Below are 18,422 nucleotides of genomic sequence, written 5' to 3'. Positions count from 1 at the left end.
TGGGGGCGCCCTTCTCAGGAAGGGCGCCCCCAGCCACGTACGTCCGTCACCGGTGGAACGTCCGGCGGAAGAACATCCGTCCGTCCGGCGGAGCATCCGTCAGATGCGGAACATCCGTCAGAAGAAGACCGACCGGCGCTGCACCAGCAGCTTGTACAGCGTGTGCTGGATCTGCTCCCTGACCTGGTCCGTCAGGTTGAACATCAGCATCGGGTCCTCGGCGGCCTCCGGCGGATAGCCGTCCGTGGGGATCGGCTCGCCGAACTGGATCGTCCACTTCGTGGGAAGCGGGACGGCGCCCAGCGGACCCAGCCACGGGAAGGTCGGCGTGATCGGGAAGTACGGGAAACCCAGCAGCCGCGCCAACGTCTTCGCGTTGCCGATCATCGGGTAGATCTCCTCCGCGCCGACGATCGAGCACGGAATGATCGGGGCGCCCTGCCGCAGAGCCGTCGACACGAACCCGCCCCGGCCGAAGCGCTGGAGTTTGTAGCGCTCCCCGAACGGCTTGCCGATGCCCTTGAAGCCCTCCGGCATCACACCGACCAGCTCGCCGCGCTCCAGGAGCCGTTCGGCGTCCTCGGCGCAGGCGAGGGTGTGCCCGGCCTTGCGGGCCAGCTCGTTGACCACCGGCAGCATGAAGACCAGGTCGGCCGCGAGAAGGCGCAGATGGCGGCTCTCGGGGTGGTTGTCGTGGACGGCGACCTGCATCATCAGGCCGTCCAGCGGGAGGGTGCCCGAGTGATTGGCGACGATCAGCGCGCCGCCGTCGGTCGGGATGTTCTCGATGCCCTTCACCTCGACCCGGAAGTACTTCTCGTACAGCGGCCGGATCAGGGACATCAGGACCTGCTCGGTGAGCTCCTGGTCGTACCCGAAGTCGTCGATCTCGTAGTCACCGGTGAGACGCCGACGCAGGAAGGCGAGACCACCGGCGACGCGCCGTTCCAGCCCGCCGCTCACCCGCGCCTGTGACGTCGACGGCGCGTTGTTCGGCGTCGACGGCTGAGACGGCTGTTCCTCACGCGTCACAGGAACATCATCCTGCGGGAAGGCCCGGCCAGGCAGAGGCTGGACCTCACGTACCACCGCGGGATCGCCCTTGCGCCGGCTCCCCGCGGCCCGCCGCCGCGGCGGGCGCTGCACAGCACCCCCGCGCGACCGGTCGTCGTCGAACGGAATGACCTTGGCGTCCGCCATCGTCGATGCGCTCCTCAGTTGGCGCTCAGTGTCGGGGGGTGGCCGCCGCCCACGAAACGCAGCGCGGCGATCCGGTCGACGGCCCCCGCGAGGGCCTCGGGGGGCAGGAGTCCGGGCCCCCGGCTGCGTGCGAAGTCCGCGAAGGTCTCCGCGGTCGAGTATCTCGGTTTGTAGCCCAGCGTCTCGCGCATCTGGTTCGTCGACACGACCCTGCCGTGGGTGAGCAGCCGCAGCTGCTCGGGCGAGAAGTCCGTCACGCCCAGGGTACGCACCGCCGTGCCCGCCCAGCTGAGCGCCGGCAGCAGCAGCGGCACCGTGGGCCGGCCCAGGCGTCGAGCGCACTGCGAGAGCAACAGGACGCCGTCTCCGGCGATGTTGAAGGTGCCGCTGTTGAGCGTGCCGCGCTGTGGATCGTGCGAGGCGATCCGCAGTACCTCGATCACGTCGTCCTCGTGCACGAACTGCAGCCGTGGGTCGTAGCCGAAGACGGTCGGCAGCACCGGCAGCGCGAAGTACGAGGCGAGCGGCGAGTCGGCGCTCGGCCCGAGGATGTTCGCGAACCGCAGCACACACACGGCGACGTCGGGCCGCCGCCGCGCGAAGCCACGCACATACCCCTCGACCTCCACCGTGTCCTTCGCGAAGCCGCCGCTGGGCAGCGACTTGGGTGGGGTGGTCTCGGTGAACACGGCCGGATCTCGCGGCGCGGACCCGTAGACGTTCGTACTGGACTTCACGACGAGCCGCTTGACCGACGGGGACTTCTGGCAGGCGCCCAGCAGCTGCATGGTGCCGATGACGTTGGTCTCCTTGACCGTCGTCCGGCTGCCGCCACCCAGCGCGATGCCCGTCACGTCCATGTGGACGACCGTGTCGACGGAGTGCTCGGCGAGCACGCGGGCGATCGTGGGCTGGCGGATGTCGGCCTGGACGAACTCGGCCTCGCCCAGATGGTGCTCGGGCAGCACCGCGTCCACGGCGATCACCCGGTCCACCTGAGGGTCACGCTGGATCCGTCGTACGAACCGGCCTCCCAGCTGACGGGCCACTCCGGTGACGAGCACGACCTTCCCCAAGATCAGCGCCTCTCTTCCCGTTCTGGACGTGAGCCGACGTAGCTCTGCTCGTACCCTGCCGTGTTCCCCGTGTGCCGCCAACCTAGCGGGTTGATGTTGCGCTGTGATGACCACCCGATGCACGAAGTGACGACAGCCACGAACGTACGATCAGACCAAGCCACACGGCACATGGGCGTATGCACAGCATCGCCCTCCGGGGCCCTCGCGCAGGAGACGCGCGCACGCTCCCCACGGAAAGTACCCGCTCTGGGCGAAAGCCGCCGCGACGACGGAGGCCGGTACGCCGAGAGCCTGGCCGGAAAACGGCTGTGGCCCCCCACCGGCCGGTGGGGGGCCACAGAGCGCGCCGTTCGCAGCGCTCGCACAAGCGCAAGGACGAGCCCCGGCGATGCGGGGCACGGTCTTACTTCTTGTTGCGACGCTGAACGCGAGTGCGCTTGAGCAGCTTGCGGTGCTTCTTCTTGGCCATCCGCTTGCGCCGCTTCTTGATAACAGAGCCCACGACTACCCTCGCTCACTTCTCTTTACTCGGTGCTGGGCTGCATGGGCCCATACGACCTATGAGGGGCCAGCCTACCCGTCCGAGCGCTGAGGTCGTAATCGAGGGGATCCGAGTGGATTCCCGAGTCGACCACAAGGGCCTCTCGGGAACCCCTCGAAGCAACCGTCAGGCTGTCTCCACCCCCACATAGCTCTCGCGGAGGTACTCGTGAACCGCTTGCTCCGGCACCCGGAAGGACCTCCCCACCCGGATCGCCGGCAGATGACCGCTGTGCACCAAGCGGTACACGGTCATCTTCGACACTCGCATCACCGAGGCGACTTCCGCCACGGTAAGGAACTGAACCTCGTTCAGAGGCCTCTCGCCAGCTGCAGCCATGACACACCTGAACCTTCCGCACTCGACGGCCACCGGCTTCCCCTTCCGGTGACTCTTCGTCGTTGCGTGCTCACTCCCCAATGTAGGGGCGGGTGATGCGAGTGGGGAAGAGGAGATGGCATCGGCCGCCTACTGTGACAGACACGCTCGATTGAGTACATAGCGAGTAAGCGGTCGGTAGTAATCAGACCGCACAGCGTCATCAAGCGGAACGACGACGGACACCCGCCCCTCTGCCTCTCCGACGAAGAGCGCAGGATCGTCCGTATCGGCCAGCCCCATGGCCTCGAACCCCAGCTGACCTGCTCCGCAGACCCAGCCGTGGTCCCCGATGACGAGTTCCGGGAGCGGCCCGCCACCCTCCGCGGCGGCCGCCAGAACGGTCCGAACCGGCAGCGGTGAGTGGGTATGTGCGCCGGTCGCACCACCGGGGGCTTGCGCGCCGGGTTCGCGTACCAGCGCGACACCTTGTACGTAGTCAAGGTTGTACGTGCGTAGGCCGAACCGGGTCGTTATGTCGACAGAGCTACCCTGCGCGGGGGTGAGGACGGTACATCCCGCCGCCGACAGGGCGTCCGCAAGGGCGGCGTAGAAACCGAGCAGACGGTGCGGGTGACCGGTCCCGAGGAGTACCGGCTCGCGCTTGCGGGCCGCCGTTCCGAGTCGCGCCGCGAAGGAATCGAGCGCGACCAGAGTCCGCTCAGGGTCGATCACATCATGCCCACTCGTGTGTGCCGGATCGGCCGAAACTCCACACTTGTCGGCCATCAACTCGATCAGGTCCCGCTGCTCCCACGTCCACTCGGGATCGAGCCCGAGCAGCACCCGGGGATCGCGGGCCGCGAAGAGCCGATAGCTCCGCAGACTCTCCTCACGCGAGGTGGCAACGGGCCCGGCCAATCGGGCCGCCAGCAGGTGCGCACGTAATGCTCCGGTGCTCAACACGACAGCGATGCTGACGCACATGCCCCCTCTTCACCCCGAATTTCCCGAAAACGCCCCACAGTTGGCGTAATGCGCACTCTGGCCCCCGGCGGCATGAGGCCCGGCGCAGCCTCGCCGGGGTCGAAAAGGAGCAGCCCCCTGGGGGTCCAGGGGCGCAGCCCCCTCCAGAGGTCCGGGGGCGCAGCCCCGCCAGGGGGTGCAGGGGCGGAGCCCCGGCGGGGTCGAAGGGGCGGAGCCCCTGGGGATCCGGGGACGCAGCCCCGCCGGGAATCCGGGGGCGCAGCCCCAGGGGGTCCAGGAGCACAGCCCCCGCCGAAGATCCGGGGACGCAGCCCCAGGGGTCCAGGGGCGCAGCCCCGGCGGGGTCGAAGGGGCGGAGCCCCTGGGGATGGGTCGGGTAGGGGCGGCGGGGGCGAAGAAGGGTCAGGGCAGCAGGCCCCGTAGGGGGAACACCGCACGGCGCGTCGCGACAATCGCCTGATCGAGACGGTCGGCCGGGTCGTACCCGGACTCCCACCCCTTCCAGGACACGGGCCACCGCCCGTCCGTCATCCGCACGGGCGCCAACTGCCGCGTACGAGCGAAGACCTCCTGCCGCCAGCTCTCGGGAATCACCGTCTCGGGATCGATGGGCCGCCCCGCCGCGACGGCGACCAGATGCGTCCACGACCGCGGCACGACATCCACGACCGCGTACCCGCCCCCACCCAACGCGACCCACCGCCCGTCGGCGTACTCGTGCGCCAGGTCGTGACAGGCGACCTGCACGGCCCGCTGCGCGTCGAGCGAGACGGCCAGATGAGCGAGCGGATCCTCGAAGTGGGTGTCGGCACCGTGTTGAGTGACCAGCACCTGCGGCCGAAACTCGGCCACGAGCTCAGGCACCACGGAGTGGAACGCCCGCAGCCACCCCGCGTCCCCGGTCCCGGCCGGCAGCGCGACATTGACGGCGGAGCCCTCCGCCGAGGAGGCCCCCGTCTCCTCCGGCCACCCGGTCTGCGGAAACAGCGTCCGCGGATGCTCGTGCAGCGAGATCGTCAGCACCCGGGGGTCCTCCCAGAACGCCGCCTGCACCCCGTCCCCGTGATGCACATCGACGTCCACGTACGCGACCCGCTCGGCCCCCAGCTCCAGCAGCCGCGCGATCGCGAGCGAGGCGTCGTTGTAGATGCAGAACCCGGACGCCCCACCCGGCATCGCATGGTGCAGCCCACCCGCGAAGTTCACCGCGTGCAGCGCGTCCCCGTGCCACACCGCCTCCGCCGCCCCGACCGACTGCCCGGCGATCAACGCCGACACCTCGTGCATTCCCGCGAAGGCGGGATCGTCCATGGTCCCGAGCCCGTACGAGGCATCCGCGGCCCCCGGATCCACCGACGCGGCCTTGACCGCCTCGACATAGTCCTCACGATGCACGAGCCGCAACGTCGACTCCCCGGCCGGCTTCGCCGCGACGACATCCACCTCCCGATCGAGCCCGAAGGCGTCGACCAGTCGCCGGGTCAGCGCCAGCCGGACCGGATCCATCGGATGGTCCGGGCCGAAGTCATAGCCCGTTACTGCCTCGTCCCACATCAGCTGTGCGCGGCCGCTCATGTCCGTCACCGTATCGGTCCGGTTCGGGCGCGAACGAGCGGGCGTACCCCAAGGTCGCCAGGACCAACACCATCGGTACAAGCATGGCGCCCCGGTAGTTCCAGGCGTCGCCCAGCGCCCCCACCAACGGCGAACCGATCAAGAACCCGACGTAATTGAAGATGTTCAGCCGTGCGATGGCAGCGTCCGAAGCCCCGGGAAACAACCGTCCGGCCGCCGCGAACGTCTGCGGCACCAGCACACACAACCCCAGCCCCAGCAGAGTGAACCCGAGCATCCCGACCCACGCCCCCGGCGCCACCGCCACCACCGCGAACCCCAGCGCCGCCACGACCGCCCCCAGCCGTACGACGGCCACCGCCCCGAACCGCCGCACCCCGAAGTCCCCGACGGCCCGCCCCACCAGCGTCATCACCATGTAGACGTTGTAGGGAACGGTCGCCAACTGCTCCGAGCTGCCCAGCACATCCTGCAGATACTTCGCACTCCAGTTTGAAACCGTCGAATCCCCGATGTACGCGAACGTCATCACCAGACACAGCGGCAGCAGCAGCCTGAAGACCAGGGCCCCACTCTCCCCCTGCCCCTTCCCGGCATCGGCATCGGCCTCGAGCCCAGAGGCCGCGTCCCCGTCGACGTACCACCGACTCCCCACGAACGCCGCCGGCAGCAGCACCAGCACCACCGGCAGATAGGACACGAAGAGCGAGAGATGCCAGTGCGCCCCCACCCACGCGAGCGAGGCGCCCACGATCCCGCCCAGGCTGTACGTGGCGTGGAAACCGAGCATGATGCTGCGCCCGTACGTCCGCTGGAGGCTCACCCCGAGCATGTTCATGGACGCGTCGAGCGCGCCGACCGCGAGCCCGAAGGCGCCGAGCGCGACCGCCAGTTCGACCAGCCGGTCCCCCGACCCGACCCCGAGCAGCGCCAGCAGCACAACGGGCTGGGACCAGCGCAGCAGCCGACTGGGCCGTATTCGCTTCACCAGCTGCTCGGTCGTCACGCTGCCGACCCCGGCGAGGATCGGCACGGCGGCCAGGAACGCGGGCAGCAGCGCGTCGGAGACGCCGTACCGGTCCTGGATGGCCGGAATGCGCGTCACGAGCAGGGCAAAGGTGGCGCCCTGAGCGAAGAAGCTGAACGCCAAAGAGGCCCTACCGCGCCGCAGCACATCTGTCATGGCGGCGAGCGTAGGGCCCCGGCATACCGGTGGGTAGATCCAGCCGAAGATGAATTTTGCTCAACTCTTCGGCTGGACGCTCCCGGCGACCTCGTTCTCCAGCAGCTTCTCCATCGGAACGACCGCCAGCCGCCCACTGACCAGGATGGCCACCGCGATCGCACCGAGCATCACGACCGTGCCCAGCCAGACCATCGTGTCGACCGGCACGGTGTACGCGCCCACGACCCGCGCGACGCACTCCCCGAGCAGCGCCACGCCCCAGACCAGGGAGAAGGTCCGCTCGGCCTTCCGGAACCGCGGGGAGCCGGCCGCCAGCCGGTCCCACGCGGCGCTCTTCGCCGCGTCGCCCTTGATGAGGAACGGCTTCATGCCCGCCGTCATCATCGGCCTGCCGAGCTTCACGGACACCAGGATGCCGATGCCGACCGCACTGCTGACCCCGCTGTCCTTGGCCAGCATCAGCCGCGGGTCACCGGCGACGAGGCTGAGCGCCAGCCCGACGACGTTGACGAACAGGATCAGCCCGGCCAGGGCGTTGGCCTTTCGCTCCTTCACCGCGCCCCACACGGTCCGCACCGCCGGCACCACGCTGCTCCAGCCGAGGGCCGCCATGGTGCTCATGCCGAACCCGTTCTTGAGGAGGTAGTACGACCCGACGGGCACCGCCACGTCGAGGATCAGCGGCAGGAAGCTGGGCCTGGCGGCGGCATCGGCGCTCGTGGCGGCCGGTGCCTCGACAGTGGCCGCTCCAGTGCTGGTCTCGATGGCCGTGATGCTCATGATCGGGTCCCTCCGTCGTCGCTGTGTACGTCCCGTTCCGATGTACTCAGCTTCGCGGTCGGACCCCACTCGCCAACAGAAACGATCGTCCGGAGCTCGGCGTGACAAATGTCAGTGCCGTGCGATGGGTGCCGTCATACGAGCAGGTCAGCCAACTCGCCCAGTTCGGAGAAGAGTTGAGTGGCACCGGTGAGCTTGGCGGCCGGCGTCATGGCGGTGAACCCGTACACGTCCATCCCCGCGGCGTTCGCCGCCCGCACCCCGAGCGGACTGTCCTCCACGACGACACACCGCTCCGGCGCCACGCCCATCCGTTCGGCCGCGTGAAGGAACAGATCGGGTGCCGGCTTGCCCCGCCCCACATCCTGCGAACTGAAGACACGCCCCTCGTCGAACCATCGGTCGAGCCCGGTCTTGCGATGCCCCACCCGGATCCGCTCATGGCTCCCGGAGGAGGCCACGCAGTACGGGACCTCGTCCGCGGCCAGCTTCTCCAGCAACTGCACGGCGCCGGGAACGGGTTGCAGCTCCCGCTCGAAGGCGGCGAACACCCGCCCGTGAAAGACGTCGTCGAAATCCTCCGGCAGCCGCTGCCCGCTCCGCTCCTGGACGAGCTCGTGGATACGGTGCATGGCAGACCCCATGTAGTCCCGGATGGACTCCTCGTACGAGGTCGGATGCCCGAGTTCGGTGAGATAGGCGGCCAGGATCGTGTTGGAGATCGGCTCACTGTCCACGAGGACGCCGTCATTGTCGAAGATCACCAGGTCATAGCGCATGACAAAACACTAGACCCCCGAACGCAGAAAACCCCCGTACCGATTTCCCGGTACGGGGGTTCTCCCTACAATTAGTTCGGCGGCGTCCTACTCTCCCACAGGGTCCCCCCTGCAGTACCATCGGCGCTGTGAGGCTTAGCTTCCGGGTTCGGAATGTAACCGGGCGTTTCCCTCACGCTATGACCACCGAAACACTATGAAACTGTAACTACCGCACCGTTGCCGTGGCCCGACAACGGGGTTGTTCGTGGTTTCAGAACCAACACAGTGGACGCGAGCAACTGAGGACAAGCCCTCGGCCTATTAGTACCGGTCACCTCCAGCGGTTACCCGCCTTCCAGATCCGGCCTATCAACCCAGTCGTCTACTGGGAGCCTTAACCCCTCAAAGGGGGTGGGAATACTCATCTCGAAGCAGGCTTCCCGCTTAGATGCTTTCAGCGGTTATCCCTCCCGAACGTAGCCAACCAGCCATGCCCTTGGCAGGACAACTGGCACACCAGAGGTTCGTCCGTCCCGGTCCTCTCGTACTAGGGACAGCCCTTCTCAATATTCCTACGCGCGCAGCGGATAGGGACCGAACTGTCTCACGACGTTCTAAACCCAGCTCGCGTACCGCTTTAATGGGCGAACAGCCCAACCCTTGGGACCGACTCCAGCCCCAGGATGCGACGAGCCGACATCGAGGTGCCAAACCATCCCGTCGATATGGACTCTTGGGGAAGATCAGCCTGTTATCCCCGGGGTACCTTTTATCCGTTGAGCGACGGCGCTTCCACAAGCCACCGCCGGATCACTAGTCCCGACTTTCGTCCCTGCTCGACCCGTCGGTCTCACAGTCAAGCTCCCTTGTGCACTTACACTCAACACCTGATTACCAACCAGGCTGAGGGAACCTTTGGGCGCCTCCGTTACTCTTTAGGAGGCAACCGCCCCAGTTAAACTACCCATCAGACACTGTCCCTGATCCGGATCACGGACCCAGGTTAGACATCCAGCACGACCAGAGTGGTATTTCAACGACGACTCCACAACAGCTGGCGCTGCCGCTTCAAAGTCTCCCACCTATCCTACACAAGCCGAACCGAACACCAATATCAAACTGTAGTAAAGGTCCCGGGGTCTTTCCGTCCTGCTGCGCGAAACGAGCATCTTTACTCGTAGTGCAATTTCACCGGGCCTATGGTTGAGACAGTCGAGAAGTCGTTACGCCATTCGTGCAGGTCGGAACTTACCCGACAAGGAATTTCGCTACCTTAGGATGGTTATAGTTACCACCGCCGTTTACTGGCGCTTAAGTTCTCAGCTTCGCCACCCCGAAGAGTGACTAACCGGTCCCCTTAACGTTCCAGCACCGGGCAGGCGTCAGTCCGTATACATCGCCTTACGGCTTCGCACGGACCTGTGTTTTTAGTAAACAGTCGCTTCTCGCTGGTCTCTGCGGCCACCCCCAGCTCAAGGAGTAAATCCTCTCACCGGTGATGGCCCCCCTTCTCCCGAAGTTACGGGGGCATTTTGCCGAGTTCCTTAACCATAGTTCACCCGAACGCCTCGGTATTCTCTACCTGACCACCTGAGTCGGTTTAGGGTACGGGCCGCCATGAAACTCGCTAGAGGCTTTTCTCGACAGCATAGGATCATCCACTTCACCACAATCGGCTCGGCATCAGGTCTCAGCCTTGATGTGTGACGGATTTACCTATCACACGGCCTACACCCTTACCCCGGGACAACCACCGCCCGGGTTGGACTACCTTCCTGCGTCACCCCATCACTCACCTACTGCAGGTCTGGTCCGTCGGCTCCACCACTCCCCTTTGCCCGAAGGCTCCGGGGCGGCTTCACGGACTTAGCATCGCCTGGTTCAATGTTTGACGCTTCACAGCGGGTACCGGAATATCAACCGGTTATCCATCGACTACGCCTGTCGGCCTCGCCTTAGGTCCCGACTTACCCTGGGCAGATCAGCTTGACCCAGGAACCCTTAGTCAATCGGCGCACACGTTTCTCACGTGTGTATCGCTACTCATGCCTGCATTCTCACTCGTGAACCGTCCACCACTGCCTTCCGGCGCGGCTTCACCCGGCACACGACGCTCCCCTACCCATCACAGCCGCCGTTGGGCGTATTGCTGCAATGACACGACTTCGGCGGTACGCTTGAGCCCCGCTACATTGTCGGCGCGGAATCACTAGACCAGTGAGCTATTACGCACTCTTTCAAGGGTGGCTGCTTCTAAGCCAACCTCCTGGTTGTCTCTGCGACTCCACATCCTTTCCCACTTAGCGTACGCTTAGGGGCCTTAGTCGATGCTCTGGGCTGTTTCCCTCTCGACCATGGAGCTTATCCCCCACAGTCTCACTGCCGCGCTCTCACTTACCGGCATTCGGAGTTTGGCTAAGGTCAGTAACCCGGTAGGGCCCATCGCCTATCCAGTGCTCTACCTCCGGCAAGAAACACACGACGCTGCACCTAAATGCATTTCGGGGAGAACCAGCTATCACGGAGTTTGATTGGCCTTTCACCCCTAACCACAGGTCATCCCCCAGGTTTTCAACCCTGGTGGGTTCGGTCCTCCACGACCTCTTACAGCCGCTTCAACCTGCCCATGGCTAGATCACTCCGCTTCGGGTCTTGAGCGCGCTACTAAATCGCCCTATTCGGACTCGCTTTCGCTACGGCTTCCCCACACGGGTTAACCTCGCAACACACCGCAAACTCGCAGGCTCATTCTTCAAAAGGCACGCAGTCACGAGGCAAGCACAAGTGCTTGCCCGACGCTCCCACGGCTTGTAGGCACACGGTTTCAGGTACTATTTCACTCCGCTCCCGCGGTACTTTTCACCATTCCCTCACGGTACTATCCGCTATCGGTCACCAGGGAATATTTAGGCTTAGCGGGTGGTCCCGCCAGATTCACACGGGATTTCTCGGGCCCCGTGCTACTTGGGTGTTTCTCAAACGAGCCGTTGACGTTTCGACTACGGGGGTCTTACCCTCTACGCCGGACCTTTCGCATGTCCTTCGCCTACATCAACGGTTTCTGACTCGTCTCACGGCCGGCAGACCGTGAAAGAGAAATCCCACAACCCCACATACGCAACCCCTGCCGGGTCTCACACGCATATGGTTTGGCCTCATCCAGTTTCGCTCGCCACTACTCCCGGAATCACGGTTGTTTTCTCTTCCTGCGGGTACTGAGATGTTTCACTTCCCCGCGTTCCCTCCACATACCCTATGTGTTCAGGTATGGGTGACAGCCCATGACGACTGCCGGGTTTCCCCATTCGGAAACCCCCGGATCAAAGCCTGGTTGACGACTCCCCGGGGACTATCGTGGCCTCCCACGTCCTTCATCGGTTCCTGGTGCCAAGGCATCCACCGTGCGCCCTTAAAAACTTGGCCACAGATGCTCGCGTCCACTGTGCAGTTCTCAAACAACGACCAACCACCCATCACCCCGAACCTTCCGGTTCGAGTGCACTGGGGCCGGCACTGAAGGCAGCCAACAATCGGCCGTGCCCTCAGACACCCAACAGCGTGCCCGGCACCCTTGCCGCTTCCCTCATTCGTTCCACGCCCCGAAGAGCAGTACTGGAAGGAGAAGACAGTCAAGTGCGCCGAATAATCAACGTTCCACCCATGAGCAACCACCGTCGAACGTGTGCCGACGTAATGGCCCTGGACCACCGGGCAAGCCCGGCAGCCTAGATGCTCCTTAGAAAGGAGGTGATCCAGCCGCACCTTCCGGTACGGCTACCTTGTTACGACTTCGTCCCAATCGCCAGTCCCACCTTCGACAGCTCCCTCCCACAAGGGGTTGGGCCACCGGCTTCGGGTGTTACCGACTTTCGTGACGTGACGGGCGGTGTGTACAAGGCCCGGGAACGTATTCACCGCAGCAATGCTGATCTGCGATTACTAGCAACTCCGACTTCATGGGGTCGAGTTGCAGACCCCAATCCGAACTGAGACAGGCTTTTTGAGATTCGCTCCGCCTCACGGCTTCGCAGCTCATTGTACCTGCCATTGTAGCACGTGTGCAGCCCAAGACATAAGGGGCATGATGACTTGACGTCGTCCCCACCTTCCTCCGAGTTGACCCCGGCAGTCTCCTGTGAGTCCCCATCACCCCGAAGGGCATGCTGGCAACACAGAACAAGGGTTGCGCTCGTTGCGGGACTTAACCCAACATCTCACGACACGAGCTGACGACAGCCATGCACCACCTGTACACCGACCACAAGGGGGGCACTATCTCTAATGCTTTCCGGTGTATGTCAAGCCTTGGTAAGGTTCTTCGCGTTGCGTCGAATTAAGCCACATGCTCCGCTGCTTGTGCGGGCCCCCGTCAATTCCTTTGAGTTTTAGCCTTGCGGCCGTACTCCCCAGGCGGGGAACTTAATGCGTTAGCTGCGGCACCGACGACGTGGAATGTCGCCAACACCTAGTTCCCACCGTTTACGGCGTGGACTACCAGGGTATCTAATCCTGTTCGCTCCCCACGCTTTCGCTCCTCAGCGTCAGTAATGGCCCAGAGATCCGCCTTCGCCACCGGTGTTCCTCCTGATATCTGCGCATTTCACCGCTACACCAGGAATTCCGATCTCCCCTACCACACTCTAGCTAGCCCGTATCGAATGCAGACCCGGGGTTAAGCCCCGGGCTTTCACACCCGACGTGACAAGCCGCCTACGAGCTCTTTACGCCCAATAATTCCGGACAACGCTTGCGCCCTACGTATTACCGCGGCTGCTGGCACGTAGTTAGCCGGCGCTTCTTCTGCAGGTACCGTCACTTTCGCTTCTTCCCTGCTGAAAGAGGTTTACAACCCGAAGGCCGTCATCCCTCACGCGGCGTCGCTGCATCAGGCTTTCGCCCATTGTGCAATATTCCCCACTGCTGCCTCCCGTAGGAGTCTGGGCCGTGTCTCAGTCCCAGTGTGGCCGGTCGCCCTCTCAGGCCGGCTACCCGTCGTCGCCTTGGTGAGCCACTACCTCACCAACAAGCTGATAGGCCGCGGGCTCATCCTTCACCGCCGGAGCTTTTAACCCACCCGGATGCCCGGGCAGGTGTTATCCGGTATTAGACCCCGTTTCCAGGGCTTGTCCCAGAGTGAAGGGCAGATTGCCCACGTGTTACTCACCCGTTCGCCACTAATCCACCCCGAAGGGCTTCATCGTTCGACTTGCATGTGTTAAGCACGCCGCCAGCGTTCGTCCTGAGCCAGGATCAAACTCTCCGTGAATGTTTTCCCGTAATCGGGACGACACCACGAGAGCGGAACCGAAGGGAGGAATAATCCCCTCGGTTCACAGCGTCCTCGCTGTGCGCCCACCGAGACCATGCCCGGCAGGACTTTTTCAAAGGAACCTCGCCCCGACCGATCGGCCGGAGACGGGGTATCAACATATCTGGCGTTGATTTTTGGCACGCTGTTGAGTTCTCAAGGAACGGACGCTTCCTTTGTACTCACCCTCTCGGGCTTTCCTCCGGGCGCTTCCCTTCGGTCCTGCTGTCCTGCTTTGTTCTTGCGTTTCCGACTCTATCAGACCGTTTCCCGATCCGATTTCCTCGGTGCTTTCCAGGTTTCCGCTTTCGCGTTTCCCTTTCCGGCGGTTCCGACTCTATCAGATCCTTTCGGGCCTGATTCCCAGTCAGCGGGGCTTGTCTTCCCGGCCCTTGAGCCGTTCCGACGAGTGAGACTTTAGCGGATTCCTGGCTCCCGAGCTAATCGGGGTGGCGCCCTTTCGAACGCGGATTCCTCATTTCGCAAACACGCATGAAAACGAGCCGACGACGAGTCGCCGTTCGCTGAGTGCTTGTTGCGGAATGGCTGTCCGGGGACCGACCGGGGTCGGCGCTCACGTCGGACAACTCGGAGAACACTACGTACCGGGTAGGGGCGTGTCAAATCCGCCCCGGGATGGCCTCCGGAGGCGTAACCTCGGGGCCATGACTACGCATACGTGCACCCAGCAGTGGTGGGCCGCCTGACGGCGGCCGTACACACGTATGTACTCAACGGCCGCCGCCTCGGCGGCCGTTTTTGTGTCTCCCTCCTGGGGAGCCGGCCGGCGGGTGCGGCGGCCTCGACCAGGAGGTGGAGAGATGACGCGGGTCTTCAGTGGGGTCAAGCCGACCGGGCATCTGACGCTGGGGAACTATCTCGGGGCCATGCGACGGTGGGCCGACGTCGACCAGCACCAGGCCGACGCCCTGTTCTGCGTCGTCGACCTGCACGCGCTGACCGTGGACCACGATCCGGGGCGGGTGCGCAGGCTCAGTAGGCAGGCGGCGACGTTGTTGCTGGCCTCGGGGCTCGATCCGGAGCTGTGCACCGTCTTCGTACAGAGTCATGTGGACGAGCACGCGCGGTTGTCGTATCTGCTGGAGTGCGTCGCGACCGACGGGGAGATGCGGCGGATGATCCAGTACAAGGAGAAGGCCGCGCGCGAACGGGAGCGGGGCGGGAGTGTGCGGCTGTCCCTGCTGACGTATCCCGTGCTGATGGCGGCGGACATCCTGGCGTACGGGACCGACGAGGTGCCGGTCGGGGACGACCAGACGCAGCATGTGGAGCTGACCCGGGATCTCGCCGTGCGGTTCAACCAGCGCTACGGGCACACCTTCGTGGTGCCCCGCGCCACGCGGCCGCAGGTTGCGGCGCGGGTCATGAATCTGCAGGAGCCGACGTCGAAGATGGGCAAGAGCGATGACGTGGGGCCGGGCGTCGTCTATCTGCTCGATGAGCCGGATGCCGTCCGGAAGAAGATCATGCGGGCCATGACCGACAGCGGGCAGGACGTCGTGTACGACCCCGAGGCGCGGCCGGGGGTCTCGAACCTGCTGGAGATTCTCGCCGCCTGTGAGGGCGCGGATCCGGAAACCCTGGGCGGCGCCTATGAGTCGTACGGCGCTCTGAAGAAGGACACCGCCGAGGCCGTGATCGAACTCCTCAGGCCCGTGCAGGAGAGGCACCAGCGGTTGTGCGCGGATCCCTCGTATGTGGAAGGGGTTTTGCGCGACGGCGCCGCAAAGGCCCGGGAGATGGCGCGTCCTCGGGTGGACGCGGCGTATCGGGCGATCGGGCTGCTGCCCGCCGGCTGACGTCCCGGAGGGGGAAGGGTTGAGCGAGCGGCGGGCCGGGGCGGTGGCCCCGCCCCGGCCCCGCTGTCTTCAGCTGTTGCCGGAGGCCAGTTCGCGGCTGCGGTCGCGGGCTGCCTCCAGTGCGGCGATGAGGGCCGCGCGGACGCCGTGGTTCTCGAGTTCGCGGATCGCGTTGATCGTGGTGCCCGCGGGAGAGGTGACGGCCTCGCGGAGTTTCACGGGGTGCTCCCCGCTGTCGCGGAGCATCACGGCGGCGCCGATCGCGGACTGGACGATCAGGTCGTGGGCCTTGTCGCGGGGCAGGCCGAGCAGGATGCCCGCGTCCGTCATGGCCTCGACCAGGTAGAAGAAGTACGCCGGTCCCGAGCCGGAGAGCGCGGTGCAGGCGTCCTGCTGGGACTCCGGGACGCGGAGCGTCTTGCCGACGGCGCCGAAGATCTCCTCGGCGTGGGCGAGGTGCGCTTCGGTGGCGTGGCTGCCGGCGGAGATGACGGACATCGCCTCGTCGACGAGGGCGGGGGTGTTCGTCATGACCCGGACGACCGGGGTGCCCGCGGTCAGGCGCTCCTCGAAGAAAGAGGTGGGGATGCCGGCCGCGCCGCTGATCACCAGGCGGTCGGCGGGGACGTGGGGGGCGAGTTCGTCGAGGAGGGTGCCCATGTCCTGCGGCTTGACCGTGAGGATCAGGGTGTCCGCGTTCTTCGCGGCCTCGGCGTTGGTGACGGCGGTGACGCCGTAGCGCTCCTGGAGTTCCCTGGCGCGCTCAGGGCGGCGGGCCGTGACCAGCAGGTCGGTGGGGGCCCAGCCGGAACGGATCACTCCGCTGAGCAGGGCTTCGCCGATCTTGCCGGTGCCGAGGACTGCGACTTTCTGGGTCATGGTGCGGGTGCCCTCCGGGGGTGCGTCGTCCTGGGGTCATCCTCGCACTTGGGGGCTTGGGCGGGGCGGGATGTCCGTTGGGCGGACGGGGGTGGTCCGTTGCCGTGGAGGCCCGGACCCCCGGGTGGGTTCTTCGGCTGCGGGGCAGTGGGGCTTGGCGCGCAGTTCCCCGCGCCCCTGGGGGCGGGGCCGCGCCCCTGCCCCCTATCGGCGTCGGCGTGGATGCGTCATGCGGTGCGGCGCCTCAGGGTTGCCGCGCCCAGGGTCAGGACCAGGAGGGCGCAGCCCGCCACGATGAACGCGTCGCGGACGAAGTTGGTCGTCATGTCGGTGTGCTTGAGGACTTCGTTCATGCCGTCGACCGCGTAGGACATGGGGAGGACGTCGGAGAGGGCTTCGAGGACGGGGTGCATGGTGGAGCGGGCCGTGAAGAGGCCGCAGAGGAGGAGCTGGGGGAAGATCACCGCCGGCATGAACTGGACCGCCTGGAATTCCGAGGCCGCGAAGGCCGAGACGAAGAGGCCGAGCGCCGTGCCGAGCAGGGCGTCGAGGAGGGCCACGAGCAGCAGGAGCCAGGGGGAGCCCGTGACGTCGAGGCCGAGGAACCAGACCGCGAGGCCCGTGGCCAGGGCCGACTGGACGACGGCGACGGCGCCGAAGGCCAGGGCGTAGCCGGCGATCAGGTCGCCCTTGCCGAGGGGCATGGCGAGGAGGCGTTCCAGGGTGCCCGAGGTCCGTTCGCGCAGGGTGGCGATGGAGGTGACCAGGAACATCGTGATCAGCGGGAAGATCCCGAGGAGGGAGGCCCCGATGGAGTCGAAGGTGCGCGCGCTGCCGTCGAAGACGTAGCGGAGCAGGACGAGCATCAGGCACGGGATGAGGATCATCAGCGCGATGGTGCGCGGGTCGTGGCGGAGTTGGCGCAGGACGCGGGTCGCGGTGGCGGTCGTACGGGAGTAGTTGATCGCGCTCGGGCGGACGGGGGCCGTCGTGCCCGCGTGCGGGGTCGCGTTCGTGGGCGTGGTCATCGGACGGTCTCCTTGCTGGTGCCGGCGGTCGCGGTGGCCTCGTCGACGAGGTGGAGGAAGGCGGCCTCGACGGTGTCGCGTCCGGTGCGTTCGCGCAGGGCGTCGGGTGTGTCGTCGGCGAGGATCTCTCCCTCGCGCATCAGGAGCAGGCGGTGGCAGCGCTCGGCCTCGTCCATGACGTGGGAGGAGACCAGCAGCGTCGCCTTTCGTTCCGTGGCGATGGCGTGGAAGAGGTTCCACAGGTCGCGGCGCAGGACCGGGTCGAGGCCGACGGTGGGCTCGTCGAGGACCAGGAGTTCGGGGGTGCCGAGCAGCGCGACGGCGAGGGAGACGCGGTTGCGCTGGCCGCCGGAGAGGTTGCCGGCGAGGGAGTCGGCGTGGGTGGTGAGGTCGACGTCGGCGATGGCCTGGGTGACATGGGCGTCGCGGCGGTCGGCGGCGGCGCGGCCGGGGTCGAGGATCGCGGCGAAGTAGTCGAGGTTCTGGCGGATGGTCAGGTCGTCGTAGACCGAGGGGGCCTGGGTGACGTATCCGATGCGGGAGCGGAGTGCGGCGTCGCCGGCGGGGCGGCCGAGGACTTCGAGGGTGCCGGTGACTTTGGCCTGGGTGCCGACGATGGCGCGCATGAGGGTGGACTTGCCGCAGCCGGAGGGGCCGAGGAGTCCGGTGATCTGGCCGCGGGGTACGGCGAAGTCGAGGCCGCGCAGGACGGTGCGGGGGCCGCGTACGACGGTGAGGCCTTCGGCGTGGATGGCGATGGCTGGGGGCTGGGAGGACCGGAGGGGCTGGGAGGACTGGGGGGTGGTGGTGGCCGTGTCCGTGGCGCGGTCGGGGGGCCGAGGAGCAATATTCATCATGTGATGAATATTGCTCGTGAGGGCTGGCGTCGTCAAGCCCGGTCGCACTCGACGGCGCAGGCGCGCGGCGGCGTGATCGGAAGGGGGCACTCCGGCGTACGGC

At 65.8% G+C, this 18,422-nt stretch carries 13 protein-coding genes and 3 rRNA genes; 1 reads left to right on the top strand and 15 read right to left on the bottom strand.

Annotated features, from left to right (window positions below; translation table 11 throughout):
* Positions 1-117: 117 nt before the first annotated feature.
* The 12 genes from FNV62_RS29165 to FNV62_RS29110 all read right to left on the bottom strand — a co-directional run bounded on the left by FNV62_RS29165 (position 118) and on the right by FNV62_RS29110 (position 13,693).
* Positions 118-1,200, bottom strand: coding sequence for a lysophospholipid acyltransferase family protein (locus FNV62_RS29165; protein WP_054230020.1), 1,083 nt, complete (start codon positions 1,198-1,200; stop codon positions 118-120).
* 14 nt (positions 1,201-1,214) lie between these two features.
* Positions 1,215-2,276: an NAD-dependent epimerase/dehydratase family protein gene (locus FNV62_RS29160; protein ID WP_054230021.1), complete on the bottom strand. Its 1,062-nt coding sequence runs from the start codon at positions 2,274-2,276 to the stop codon at positions 1,215-1,217.
* A gap of 406 nt (positions 2,277-2,682) precedes the next feature.
* Complete coding sequence (locus tag FNV62_RS29155; RefSeq protein ID WP_003948845.1) at positions 2,683-2,781, bottom strand: 30S ribosomal protein bS22; 99 nt, start codon at positions 2,779-2,781, stop codon at positions 2,683-2,685.
* Between the two features lie 165 nt (positions 2,782-2,946).
* Positions 2,947-3,159 carry a helix-turn-helix domain-containing protein gene (locus FNV62_RS29150; protein ID WP_004984898.1) on the bottom strand — a complete coding sequence of 71 codons (213 nt, stop codon included), beginning with the start codon at positions 3,157-3,159 and terminating at the stop codon, positions 2,947-2,949.
* 129 nt (positions 3,160-3,288) lie between these two features.
* Entirely contained in the window at positions 3,289-4,104 is an 816-nt protein-coding gene (locus FNV62_RS29145; protein WP_143605538.1) for a phosphatase, read from the bottom strand.
* A 423-nt stretch (positions 4,105-4,527) separates the two neighbouring features.
* Positions 4,528-5,700 carry an acetoin utilization protein AcuC gene (locus FNV62_RS29140; protein ID WP_075033749.1) on the bottom strand — a complete coding sequence of 391 codons (1,173 nt, stop codon included), beginning with the start codon at positions 5,698-5,700 and terminating at the stop codon, positions 4,528-4,530.
* Positions 5,651-6,883 (bottom strand): MFS transporter, encoded by a 1,233-nt coding sequence (locus tag FNV62_RS29135; protein WP_143608881.1) that lies wholly within the window; start codon positions 6,881-6,883, stop codon positions 5,651-5,653. The genes FNV62_RS29140 and FNV62_RS29135 overlap by 50 nt, the downstream gene beginning before the upstream one ends.
* A gap of 60 nt (positions 6,884-6,943) precedes the next feature.
* A complete protein-coding gene (locus tag FNV62_RS29130) occupies positions 6,944-7,666 on the bottom strand; it encodes a VC0807 family protein (RefSeq protein ID WP_225900411.1) in 723 nt (240 codons plus the stop codon).
* A gap of 134 nt (positions 7,667-7,800) precedes the next feature.
* Complete coding sequence (locus FNV62_RS29125; RefSeq protein WP_143608880.1) at positions 7,801-8,445, bottom strand: HAD family hydrolase; 645 nt, start codon at positions 8,443-8,445, stop codon at positions 7,801-7,803.
* 74 nt (positions 8,446-8,519) lie between these two features.
* A 5S ribosomal RNA gene (gene rrf / locus FNV62_RS29120) occupies positions 8,520-8,636 on the bottom strand.
* Between the two features lie 92 nt (positions 8,637-8,728).
* Positions 8,729-11,850: ribosomal RNA gene (locus FNV62_RS29115) — 23S ribosomal RNA — on the bottom strand.
* Positions 11,851-12,167: 317 nt separating this feature from the next.
* Positions 12,168-13,693 (bottom strand): 16S ribosomal RNA (locus FNV62_RS29110).
* The 16S, 23S and 5S rRNA genes sit together here, the layout of an rRNA operon.
* An 863-nt stretch (positions 13,694-14,556) precedes the next feature.
* On the opposite strand from FNV62_RS29110, the gene trpS reads away from it, so the two are divergent.
* The gene (trpS, locus tag FNV62_RS29105) at positions 14,557-15,555 is read left to right on the top strand and encodes a tryptophan--tRNA ligase (RefSeq protein WP_097285717.1); all 999 of its coding nucleotides are present in this window, start codon (positions 14,557-14,559) and stop codon (positions 15,553-15,555) included.
* Positions 15,556-15,624: 69 nt separating this feature from the next.
* Here trpS and proC read toward each other — a convergent pair whose 3' ends face one another.
* The 3 genes from proC to FNV62_RS29090 all read right to left on the bottom strand — a co-directional run bounded on the left by proC (position 15,625) and on the right by FNV62_RS29090 (position 18,319).
* On the bottom strand, positions 15,625-16,434 hold the full coding sequence (gene proC / locus FNV62_RS29100; protein WP_054228694.1) for a pyrroline-5-carboxylate reductase: 810 nt from the start codon (positions 16,432-16,434) through the stop codon (positions 15,625-15,627).
* Between the two features lie 227 nt (positions 16,435-16,661).
* The gene (locus FNV62_RS29095; RefSeq protein WP_097285715.1) at positions 16,662-17,462 is read right to left on the bottom strand and encodes an ABC transporter permease; all 801 of its coding nucleotides are present in this window, start codon (positions 17,460-17,462) and stop codon (positions 16,662-16,664) included.
* Complete coding sequence (locus FNV62_RS29090; protein WP_143627621.1) at positions 17,459-18,319, bottom strand: ABC transporter ATP-binding protein; 861 nt, start codon at positions 18,317-18,319, stop codon at positions 17,459-17,461. Before FNV62_RS29090 ends, FNV62_RS29095 begins: the two co-directional genes overlap by 4 nt.
* Positions 18,320-18,422: the final 103 nt, after the last annotated feature.

It is taken from the genome of Streptomyces sp. RLB3-17 (assembly GCF_007113425.2).
GTDB classification, from domain to species: Bacteria; Actinomycetota; Actinomycetes; order Streptomycetales; family Streptomycetaceae; genus Streptomyces; species Streptomyces mirabilis_D.
The sequence above is the reverse complement of the archived record's forward strand: the minus strand, read 5'-3'. Positions and strand labels throughout refer to the sequence as shown.

Coding starts and splice junctions, on each gene's coding strand:
- FNV62_RS29130 (WP_225900411.1), bottom strand. CDS start 7,666: ATGAGCATCACGGCCATCGAGACCAGCACTGGAGCGGCCACTGTCGAG.
- FNV62_RS29140 (WP_075033749.1), bottom strand. CDS start 5,700: ATGAGCGGCCGCGCACAGCTGATGTGGGACGAGGCAGTAACGGGCTAT.
- FNV62_RS29125 (WP_143608880.1), bottom strand. CDS start 8,445: ATGCGCTATGACCTGGTGATCTTCGACAATGACGGCGTCCTCGTGGAC.
- FNV62_RS29095 (WP_097285715.1), bottom strand. CDS start 17,462: ATGACCACGCCCACGAACGCGACCCCGCACGCGGGCACGACGGCCCCC.
- trpS (WP_097285717.1), top strand. CDS start 14,557: ATGACGCGGGTCTTCAGTGGGGTCAAGCCGACCGGGCATCTGACGCTG.
- FNV62_RS29150 (WP_004984898.1), bottom strand. CDS start 3,159: ATGGCTGCAGCTGGCGAGAGGCCTCTGAACGAGGTTCAGTTCCTTACC.
- FNV62_RS29090 (WP_143627621.1), bottom strand. CDS start 18,319: ATGATGAATATTGCTCCTCGGCCCCCCGACCGCGCCACGGACACGGCC.
- FNV62_RS29165 (WP_054230020.1), bottom strand. CDS start 1,200: ATGGCGGACGCCAAGGTCATTCCGTTCGACGACGACCGGTCGCGCGGG.
- proC (WP_054228694.1), bottom strand. CDS start 16,434: ATGACCCAGAAAGTCGCAGTCCTCGGCACCGGCAAGATCGGCGAAGCC.
- FNV62_RS29135 (WP_143608881.1), bottom strand. CDS start 6,883: ATGACAGATGTGCTGCGGCGCGGTAGGGCCTCTTTGGCGTTCAGCTTC.